This is a genomic window from Streptomyces sp. CO7 (assembly GCF_053474865.1).
On record NZ_JBRIOU010000002.1, the window covers coordinates 1,619,670 to 1,620,545 of the forward strand.

Sequence of the window (876 nt, forward strand, 5' to 3'; positions counted from 1 at the left end):
ACCCCGGTGAAGCCCCCCACCGGCCGCCCCGGCCGTTTCGCGCTGCGCCCGCGCGCCGGCCGCCAGCACCACGCGGGCCCGCTCGCCTACATCCTGCTCGGGATCACGGCGCTCCTGTCGATCTTCCCGCTGTACTGGACGATGGTGGCGGCGTCCACCGACAACACCCGCGTCAGCGAGACCCCGCCGCCGTTCCTTCCCGGCCCCAACCTCTTCAGCAACCTGGCCCGCGCCTGGGACGAGGCGGCGATGGGCAAGGCCATGCTCAACAGCCTGATCGTGGCCGGCGTCATCGCCCTGTCCACGGTGATGTTTGCGACGCTGGCCGGATTCGCCTTCGCCAAGCTGCGCTTCAAGGGACGCAACGTCCTGCTGATGCTGGTCATCGGCACCATGATGGTCCCGCCGCAGCTGGGCGTCGTGCCGCTGTTCATGATGATGGCCGAGCTGGGATGGTCGCAGCAGCTGCCCGCCGTCATCTTCCCGACGCTGGTGAGCGCGGTCGGCGTGTTCTTCATGCGCCAGTACCTCTCGGAGGCGCTGCCCGACGAACTCGTCGAGGCCGGCCGCATCGACGGCGCCCACTCGCTGCGCATCTTCTGGAGCATCGTGCTCCCCGTCGCGCGGCCCGCGATGGCGGTCCTGTTCATGATCACCTTCGTGCACGCCTGGAACGACTTCTTCTGGCCGTTCGTCGTGCTCGACATGACCAACCCCACGGTCCCCGTCGCGCTCACCCAGCTCAGCGCGGGCTACATCCGCGACCAGTCCCTCATCATGGCGGGCGCGCTGCTGGGCACCCTGCCCCTGCTGGTGATGTTCATCGTCTTCGGCCGACAGATCGTCAGCGGTGTCATGGCGGGCGCCGTCAAGGGC

The 876-nt window shown here is 68.8% G+C and carries 1 protein-coding gene; it reads left to right on the plus strand.

What is annotated here, in order from left to right:
* Positions 1 to 6: 6 nt before the first annotated feature.
* The coding region (locus ACOV8S_RS09495) for a carbohydrate ABC transporter permease (protein WP_448317410.1) at positions 7 to 876 on the plus strand (870 nt) is incomplete at its 3' end.